Here is an 8732-nt window from a genome sequence, read left to right as displayed (position 1 = left end):
CAGGCGGGGACGAAAGGGGACTGGTATCTCCGTGGGCCTCACCCCCCCCCCCCCCCCCCCCCCCCCCGGGAGCGCAAGGCTCACCGGCCTACCCCGGTCGGCCGTCGCGCCGGTCCTTCCAGCGGAAGGTCAGCAGGCACAGCACCAGACCGCCGATGCATCAGGCACCCGGCATCAGCGCGACCTCTCCGGGCCCCCAGCGCGATGACGTGCTCGCAGTCGCGCGGCCTCGGGCAGTAGCGGGCGAAGTGCGTCACCGTCTCGCGCACCGTCAACTCAGCGGGCGCGGATTCATGCTGCCAGACGGTTCCGACCGGGGAACGCCAACGGCGGTCGGCGGAAGCCAGATCCACGCCGAGCACCGACACGGTTCCTCCGTCGCGGCTGCGACGGCCCTGCTGGATTTCCACGGTCGTGCTCTTCCCGGCCCCGTTCGGTCCGAGGATTCCGAACACCTCGCCCTGCCGGATGCCCAGGTCCAGGCCGTCGACAGCGGTCACTTCGCCGTAGCGCCTACGCAGGCCGCGCACCTCCACCACAAGTTCGGTCATGGTCCGGAGCCCCTCGCGGACCCGAGGGTTCCGTACAGGTCGTGCGCAGACCTTGCGTACACCTTTATGTCCATCGAACGGAAGACCAGTGGTGCGGTGCGGCACAATGACCATGCCCAGCAGGCCACTCACTGATGGAACGGCGATATGACGACTGCAGCGGTTGACCATCCCTCCTCCGACCAGGACGAGGACGGCGGGAAGACGACCATCGGCGGCAGTCGGGCGTTCGCACTGCTGCTGGTGATCACGGGTGCCGCCGGACTCCTCGCCGCGTGGGCCATCACCATCGACAAGTTCAAGTTGCTGGAAGACCCCAACTTCACACCGGGCTGCAGTCTCAACCCGGTCGTCGCGTGCAGCAACATCATGAAGAGCGAGCAGGCGGCAGCCTTCGGCTTCCCGAACCCGATGCTCGGCCTGGCCACCTACTCCGTGATCATCGGCATCGGCCTGGCTCTGCTCGCGGGCGCCCGCTTCCGCAGCTGGTACTGGCTCGGGATGAATGCCGGCACGCTGTTCGGCGTCGGTTTCTGCACCTGGCTCCAGTACCAGTCGCTCTACAACATCAACTCGCTCTGCCTGTGGTGCGTCCTGGCCTGGGTCGCCACGATCTTCATGTTCTGCTACGTCACCACGCACAACATCAAGCACCGGATCCTGCCCGCGCCGAACTGGCTGCGCAACGGACTGACGGAGTTCCACTGGGTGCCGCCGGTCCTGTGGATCGGCATCATCGGCATGCTGATCCTGACTCGCTGGTGGGACTTCTGGACCAGCTGACCGGCCCGTCGCTCCTGCCGGGCAACCGGCCCGGCAGGGATGTCAGTGCCGTGACATAGGCTTCAAAACGTGGAGCCCGACCTCTTTACCGCAGCCGCCGAAGACCGCCAGGAGAATGACCCGTCCAGCAGCCCACTGGCTGTCCGGATGCGTCCCCGCACCCTCGACGAGGTCGTCGGCCAGCAGCATCTGCTCAAGCCGGGCTCGCCGCTGCGCCGCCTCGTCGGCGAGGGGAACGGCGGGCCCGCAGGCCCGTCGTCGGTGATCCTCTGGGGCCCGCCCGGCATCGGAAAGACGACTCTGGCGTACGTGGTCAGCAAGGCCACCAACAAGCGCTTCGTCGAGCTCTCCGCGATCACCGCGGGCGTCAAGGAAGTGCGGGCCGTCATCGAGGGTGCCCGCCGCGCCACCGGAGGCTACGGCAAGGAGACCGTCCTCTTCCTCGACGAGATCCACCGCTTCTCCAAGGCGCAGCAGGACTCGCTGCTCCCGGCGGTGGAGAACCGCTGGGTGACGCTGATCGCGGCGACCACCGAGAATCCGTACTTCTCGATCATCTCGCCTTTGCTGTCGCGCTCGCTGCTGCTCACCCTGGAATCACTCACCGACGACGATCTGCGTGGCCTGCTGCGGCGTGCCCTGACCGACGAGCGCGGACTCGGCGGCGCGGTGGCGCTGCCGAGCGACGCCGAGGCGCATCTGCTGCGCATCGCGGGCGGCGACGCCCGCCGGGCGCTCACGGCGCTGGAGGCCGCGGCCGGTGCGGCGCTGGCCAAACAGGAGAAGGAGATCACCCTCCTGACCCTGGAGGAGACCGTCGACCGTGCCGCCGTCAAGTACGACCGGGACGGCGACCAGCACTACGACGTGGCGAGTGCGCTCATCAAGTCGATCCGCGGCTCCGATGTGGATGCCGCGCTGCACTATCTGGCCCGGATGATCGAGGCGGGGGAGGACCCGCGGTTCATCGCCCGGCGGCTGATGATCTCGGCCAGCGAGGACATCGGTCTCGCCGACCCAACGGCACTGCCCACCGCTGTCGCGGCCGCCCAGGCGGTCGCCATGATCGGTTTCCCCGAGGCGGCGCTCACCCTGAGCCATGCCACGATCGCCCTGGCCCTCGCCCCCAAGTCCAATGCGGCGACACTGGCGATCTTCGCCGCCCAGGAGGACGTACGGAAGGGTCTCGCGGGCCCGGTTCCGGCCCATCTGCGCGACGGCCACTACAAGGGCGCCGCCAAGCTGGGTCATGCCCAGGGCTATGTGTATCCGCACGATGTCCCCGGCGGTATCGCCGCTCAGCAGTACGCCCCGGACGCCGTACGCGACAAGCACTACTACCAGCCCACGCGCTACGGCGCGGAAGCGCGCTACGCGGATGTGGTGGAGCGGGTCCGCGAGCGGCTCGCCGGCCCGTCCGCCGACTGAGGAGGACGCGCAGGGGCCGTTCACCCGTTCAGTGCGCCGCCGCCTCGAAGAGCGTGTGCATGGCGTGGCGCAGCTCGCCGACGTCCCGCACCGGCTCGGGGAATTCGAAGCGTGCGTCGAAGCACCCCCGGTCCTCGCAGAAGCGCACACGCAGCCCGTACCGGTCCAGCGCGAGCGGTACGACGGAGGGCCGGTGAGCCGCGCAGCGACGGGCCGCACGCTCGCCGAGCAGCCCGCACAGCGTGTCCAGCAGTTCGCCGTGCGCCGCGTGCAGATGCTGCAGCAGCTCCGCCTCGTGTCCGACGAGCGGATCGGGGGACGCGTCCCGGAATCCGTCGGGGTCGACCTCCTCGGCGCCCCACAGATCGTCGACGTACGCCTCGCCCGTCTCCAGCCGGAGCGTCATCCGGCCGGGCCCCGACATGCCGGGTACGGTGGTGAGCTGGCCCGAGACCCAGGCGCGGCCGCGGATGCGGTGCGGTACGGAGACCGGGGCGACGTCCGTGATCTCCAGCACAGCGGTCAGCTCGTCGTCCTCGGCGTGCGTCGCGGCCCCCACGGCCGGGGAATCAGCGGGGAGTTCGAGGAACAGATCCCCGTCGGGGCCCACATTCCTGGTCAGCGGCATCAGCTGATCGGAGCCGGGTGCGTTCAGCCCGGGGACGAGCAGTACTGCCGAACAGGTACTCTGTACGAGAGTTCGTGTGCGCTCGGCTGCTGACGGCATCCGAGTGTTTTCTAGCCCGCCGGGACGCGGCTGACCACGATCTGATCGGTCCTCCGTCGTATCGGCACCCTGAGGGGTGTCGACGCTGTCAGTGCTGTCCGTGACGTGTGTGGTGTTCCCCGGGCGAGACATGCGATCTCCTCAAGTAAGGTGAGCCTAACCTAACCTACAACGGAGGTCTGGAGAACGTGCCTAACCAGTCGCGTCCCAAGGTCAAGAAGAGCCGCGCGCTCGGCATTGCGCTGACGCCGAAGGCTGTCAAGTACTTCGAGGCCCGCCCCTACCCGCCGGGCGAGCACGGCCGTGGCCGCAAGCAGAACTCGGACTACAAGGTCCGTCTGCTGGAGAAGCAGCGTCTGCGCGCCCAGTACGACATCAGCGAGCGTCAGATGGCGCGTGCCTACGACCGCGCCAAGAAGGCCGAGGGCAAGACGGGTGAGGCGCTTGTCGTCGAGCTCGAGCGTCGCCTCGACGCCCTGGTCCTGCGTTCGGGCATCGCCCGCACCATCTACCAGGCCCGCCAGATGGTCGTGCACGGTCACATCGAGGTCGACGGCCGCAAGGTCGACAAGCCGTCCTTCCGTGTCCGTCCCGACAACATCGTGATGGTCCGCGAGCGCAGCCGCGACAAGCACCCCTTCCAGGTTGCCCGCGAGGGTGGTTACGCCCCCGACGGCGAGACCCCGCGCTACCTGCAGGTGAACCTGAAGGCCCTGGCCTTCCGCCTTGACCGGGACCCGAACCGCAAGGAAATCCCCGTGATCTGCGACGAGCAGCTCGTCGTCGAGTACTACGCCCGCTGATCCTGGCGTAGCCGCTCTCACCGGCGCTCAGGCCCGCCCCTTCCCGATGTACGGGAGGCGGCGGGCCTCGGCATTTTTTTCGGGGCCCGCGAGCGGGATCCCGTCCAGCCGGCGGCACAGCTCCCGCGCGGTTGCGCGATTGTGGTCGGTCAGCCGGAACTCCGGCCGCACCGCGGCGGCCCGCTCCGCGAAGAGCGGCATCGCGTCCTCGTCCGTCATCGGTGCGAGCGGGAACGTGAGCTCGCCGTCCAGTTCCAGGGGCAGCCGCCCGGCGGCGAGCACCCGCAGCAGCGGGGACCCGCGCAGCAGTTCCCGTACCGGCTGGGCGCAGGCGTCCGCGAGATGCTCGAAGCCGTCGATCACCAGGAGGAGTTGGCGCCCGGCAAGATGTTCGAGGAGTGTCGTGCGGGGCGGTCTGCTGGTGTGATCGGTGAGTCCGAGGGCGTCGATCAGCGCATGCTCCAGCAGCCCGGGATCGTGGCGGCGGACAGCTCCACCATCCGGATCCCGTCGCCGTACCGTTTCTGAGCGTTGCGATCTTGGTGGCGCAACGGGTCTTGCCCACCCCGCCCACTCCGTCCACGGTGACGAGCCGCGACTCGTCCAGCAGCTGACCGAGATCGGCCGGTTCGTCCTTCCGTCCCACGAATCTGTTCAGTTCCGCCGGGAGATCGCCGAGGGGGCTGGCGGGGGGTACTCGGATCGCGGGGGACGGAAAGGGGCGCTGGGGGCGTTGCATGAAACACGCGGAGTACTGGTGCGGAAGCTCTCCGTGCAATCTCCTTATGGCAACTGCGGTCCTTGCCGCCGGTAATGCGGTACAGGGCGCGACCACCGGCGCGATAGGCTCGGGAGACGACGATCGGCTGTTGCGACAGCGGTCGCCGGACCTGGCAGAGACAGACAGAGACAGTACAGAGACAGCGACGAGCTAGAGAGCGGTGCACTGTGTCCGGTGGAGAGGTGGCCGGGATTCTGGTGGCCGTCTTCTGGGCGATCCTGGTTTCGTTCCTCGCCGTCGTACTGGTGAGGCTGGCCCAGACGCTCAGGGCGACCACCAAGCTCGTGGCAGACGTGACCGAGCAGGCGGTCCCACTGCTTGCCGACGCCTCCGCCACCGTGCGCTCCGCGCAGACCCAGCTCGACAAGGTCGACGCGATCGCCACGGACGTCCAGGAAGTCACCTCGAACGCCTCGGCGCTCTCCACCACTGTCGCCTCGGCCTTCGGTGGCCCGCTCGTCAAGGTCGCCGCGTTCGGTTACGGGGTACGGCAGGCCATCGGCCGCAAGACCAATCCGGAACCGGAACCTGCCCGTCGTACGGTGATCGTCGGCCGCACCGTGCCTGCCGCGCGCGGCAGGAAGCGCAGCGGCAGAAACTCCCGCGGATCGAAGGACTGACGCAGCGATGTTCCGCCGTACGTTCTGGTTCACCGCCGGCGCCGCCGCCGGTGTCTGGGCCACTGCCAAGGTCAACCGGAAGCTCAAGCAGCTGACCCCCGAGAGTCTCGCGGCGCAGGCCGCGGACAAGGCGATCGAGACCGGCCACAAGCTCAAGGACTTCGCTCTGGACGTCCGTGAGTCCATGGCTCGGCGCGAGGCCGAACTGGGCGAGGCGCTGGGCCTGGAGGCACCGGTCGACCCCGACCTCCCCGTACGGCGGCATTTCGCCGTCGAGGCGGCCGAGCCCGTCGGACCGGACAGGTCCCTCGAAGCCACCAACTACCGCAAGCTCCCCTACAACTCGTACAACCGGAATGAGGACCACTGATGGAGTCGGCTGAAATTCGTCGCCGCTGGCTGAGCTTCTTCGAGGAGCGCGGTCACACCGTCGTCCCTTCGGCGTCGCTCATCGCGGACGACCCGACTCTGCTCCTGGTCCCCGCGGGCATGGTCCCCTTCAAGCCGTACTTCCTCGGCGAGGTCAAGCCGCCCGCCCCGCGCGTCACCAGCGTGCAGAAGTGCGTCCGTACGCCGGACATCGAAGAGGTCGGCAAGACCACCCGGCACGGCACGTTCTTCCAGATGTGCGGCAACTTCTCCTTCGGTGACTACTTCAAGGAAGGCGCCATCAACTACGCCTGGGAGGCTCTGACGAGCTCCGTGGCGGACGGCGGCTTCGGTCTCGACCCCGAGCGGCTGTGGATCACGGTCTATCTGGACGATGATGAGGCCGAGGCCATCTGGCGCGACAAGATCGGCGTACCGGCCGAGCGCATCCAGCGCCTGGGCAAGAAGGACAACTTCTGGTCCATGGGTGTCCCCGGACCCTGCGGCCCCTGCTCCGAGATCAATTACGACCGCGGCCCCGAGTTCGGCGTCGAGGGTGGCCCGGCCGTCAACGACGAGCGCTACGTGGAGATCTGGAACCTGGTCTTCATGCAGTACGAGCGGGGCGCCGGTGACGGCAAGGAGGACTTCCCGATCCTCGGTGACCTGCCGTCGAAGAACATCGACACGGGTCTGGGCCTGGAACGCCTCGCCATGATCCTGCAGGGCGTACAGAACATGTACGAGACCGACACCCTGCGTGTCGTCATGGACAAGGCCACCGAGCTGACCGGTGTCCAGTACGGCGCAGACCACGGTTCGGACGTCTCGCTCCGTGTGGTCGCCGACCACATCCGTACCTCCGTGATGCTCATCGGCGACGGTGTCACCCCCGGCAACGAGGGCCGCGGCTATGTGCTGCGCCGCATCATGCGCCGCGCCATCCGCAACATGCGCCTGATGGGTGCCACCGGACCGGTCGTCAAGGACCTGGTCGACGTCGTCATCGACACGATGGGGCAGCAGTACCCGGAGCTGATCACCGATCGCAAGCGCATCGAGACCGTCGCCCTCGCCGAAGAGGCCGCCTTCCTCAAGGCCCTCAAGGGCGGCACCAACATCCTCGACACCGCCGTCACCGAGACCAAGGCCGCCGGCGGCAAGGTCCTCGCCGGCGACAAGGCGTTCCTGCTCCACGACACCTGGGGCTTCCCGATCGACCTCACCCTGGAGATGGCCGCCGAACAGGGCCTCTCGGTGGACGAGGACGGCTTCCGCCGCCTGATGAGGGAGCAGCGGGAGCGCGCCAAGGCCGACGCCAAGGCCAAGAAGACCGGCCACGCCGACCTGTCCGCCTACCGTGCGGTCGCCGACAACTCCGGCATCACCGAGTTCACCGGCTACACCGCCACCGAGGGCGAATCGACCATCGTCGGCCTGCTCGTCGACGGTGTACCCTCGCCCGCCGCCTCCGAGGGCGACGAGGTCGAAGTCGTCCTGGACCGCACCCCGTTCTACGCCGAGGGTGGCGGCCAGCTCGCCGACCAGGGCCGGATCCGGCTCGACAGCGGCGCCGTCATCCAGGTGCGCGACGTCCAGCAGCCGGTCCCCGGCGTCTCCGTCCACAAGGGCTCGGTGCAGGTCGGCGAGGTGACCGTCGGCGCCTGTGCCTACGCCGCCATCGACAACACCCGCCGCCGCGCCATCGCCCGCGCCCACAGCGCCACGCACCTCACGCACCAGGCGCTGCGCGACGCACTGGGCCCGACGGCCGCCCAGGCCGGTTCGGAGAACTCGCCGGGCCGCTTCCGTTTCGACTTCGGCTCGCCCGCCGCCGTACCCGGCACGGTCCTGACCGACGTCGAGCAGAAGATCAACGAGGTCCTTTCCCGCGAACTCGACGTCCAGGCCGAGGTCATGTCGATCGACGAGGCCAAGAAGCAGGGCGCCATCGCCGAGTTCGGCGAGAAGTACGGCGAGCGGGTCCGGGTCGTCACCATCGGCGACTTCTCCAAGGAGCTCTGCGGCGGTACGCACGTCCACAACACCGCCCAGCTGGGACTGGTGAAGCTGCTCGGTGAATCGTCCATCGGTTCCGGTGTGCGTCGTATCGAGGCCCTCGTCGGTGTCGACGCGTACAACTTCCTCGCCAAGGAGCACACGGTCGTCGCCCAGCTCCAGGAGCTGGTCAAGGGCCGTCCCGAGGAGCTCCCGGAGAAGATCGCCGGAATGCTCGGCAAGCTGAAGGACGCCGAGAAGGAGATCGAGAAGTTCCGCGCGGAGAAGGTCCTCCAGGCCGCCGCCGGGCTGGCCGATTCCGCCAGGGACGTACGGGGCGTCGCCCTGGTCACCGGTCAGGTCCCCGACGGCACCTCGGCCGATGATCTGCGCAAGCTCGTCCTCGACGTCCGCGGACGCATCCAGGGCGGCCGCCCGGCCGTCGTGGCCCTGTTCACCACGGCGGGCGGCCGCCCGCTGACCGTGATCGCCACCAATGAGGCCGCCCGTGAGCGCGGACTCAAGGCCGGTGACCTGGTCCGTACGGCCGCCAAGACCCTCGGCGGCGGTGGCGGCGGCAAGCCGGACGTCGCCCAGGGCGGCGGCCAGAACCCCGAGGCCATCGGCGCCGCCGTGGCCGCCGTCGAACGCCTCGTCACCGAGACGGCGTGA

Annotated in this window: 7 protein-coding genes and 3 pseudogenes; 6 read left to right on the top strand and 4 right to left on the bottom strand. The window is 68.7% G+C overall.

Features of this window, described 5'->3' with window-relative positions:
* Positions 1-88: 88 nt before the first annotated feature.
* Together ACZ7IB_RS19695 and ACZ7IB_RS19690 are read right to left on the bottom strand one after the other, a co-directional pair.
* A pseudogene (locus ACZ7IB_RS19695) lies at positions 89-199 on the bottom strand (ABC transporter permease); the annotation flags it as partial.
* Positions 177-551 (bottom strand): annotated as a pseudogene (locus ACZ7IB_RS19690) (ATP-binding cassette domain-containing protein); the annotation flags it as partial. The pseudogenes ACZ7IB_RS19690 and ACZ7IB_RS19695, both read right to left, overlap by 23 nt.
* Before the next feature lie 147 nt (positions 552-698).
* Here ACZ7IB_RS19690 and ACZ7IB_RS19685 point away from each other — a divergent pair.
* Both ACZ7IB_RS19685 and ACZ7IB_RS19680 read left to right on the top strand, forming a co-directional pair.
* Positions 699-1334: a vitamin K epoxide reductase family protein gene (locus tag ACZ7IB_RS19685; RefSeq protein WP_470913966.1), complete on the top strand. Its 636-nt coding sequence runs from the start codon at positions 699-701 to the stop codon at positions 1332-1334.
* Between the two features lie 69 nt (positions 1335-1403).
* Positions 1404-2762 (top strand): replication-associated recombination protein A, encoded by a 1359-nt coding sequence (locus tag ACZ7IB_RS19680; RefSeq protein WP_470913963.1) that lies wholly within the window; start codon positions 1404-1406, stop codon positions 2760-2762.
* Positions 2763-2790: 28 nt separating this feature from the next.
* Here ACZ7IB_RS19680 and ACZ7IB_RS19675 read toward each other — a convergent pair whose 3' ends face one another.
* A complete protein-coding gene (locus ACZ7IB_RS19675; RefSeq protein WP_470913961.1) occupies positions 2791-3489 on the bottom strand; it encodes a DUF2470 domain-containing protein in 699 nt (232 codons plus the stop codon).
* 188 nt (positions 3490-3677) lie between these two features.
* On the opposite strand from ACZ7IB_RS19675, the gene rpsD reads away from it, so the two are divergent.
* The gene (gene rpsD, locus ACZ7IB_RS19670) at positions 3678-4292 is read left to right on the top strand and encodes a 30S ribosomal protein S4 (RefSeq protein WP_030918857.1); all 615 of its coding nucleotides are present in this window, start codon (positions 3678-3680) and stop codon (positions 4290-4292) included.
* Positions 4293-4379: 87 nt separating this feature from the next.
* Here the strand turns inward: rpsD and ACZ7IB_RS19665 are convergent.
* Positions 4380-5031 (bottom strand): annotated as a pseudogene (locus tag ACZ7IB_RS19665) (AAA family ATPase); the annotation flags it as partial.
* Positions 5032-5255: 224 nt separating this feature from the next.
* Between ACZ7IB_RS19665 and ACZ7IB_RS19660 the strand changes: the two are divergent.
* From ACZ7IB_RS19660 to alaS, 3 genes are read left to right on the top strand one after another with little or no spacing between them, the layout of a single operon-like run.
* Positions 5256-5693 (top strand): DUF948 domain-containing protein, encoded by a 438-nt coding sequence (locus tag ACZ7IB_RS19660; RefSeq protein ID WP_383077936.1) that lies wholly within the window; start codon positions 5256-5258, stop codon positions 5691-5693.
* A gap of 7 nt (positions 5694-5700) precedes the next feature.
* Positions 5701-6063, top strand: a complete 363-nt coding sequence (locus ACZ7IB_RS19655) for a DUF6167 family protein (RefSeq protein ID WP_266363141.1) — start codon at positions 5701-5703, stop codon at positions 6061-6063.
* Complete coding sequence (alaS, locus tag ACZ7IB_RS19650) at positions 6063-8732, top strand: alanine--tRNA ligase (protein ID WP_470913956.1); 2670 nt, start codon at positions 6063-6065, stop codon at positions 8730-8732. Before ACZ7IB_RS19655 ends, alaS begins: the two co-directional genes overlap by 1 nt.

The sequence above is a fragment of the Streptomyces sp. NPDC037301 genome (assembly GCF_055602785.1).
The sequence above is the reverse complement of the archived record's forward strand: the minus strand, read 5'-3'. Positions and strand labels throughout refer to the sequence as shown.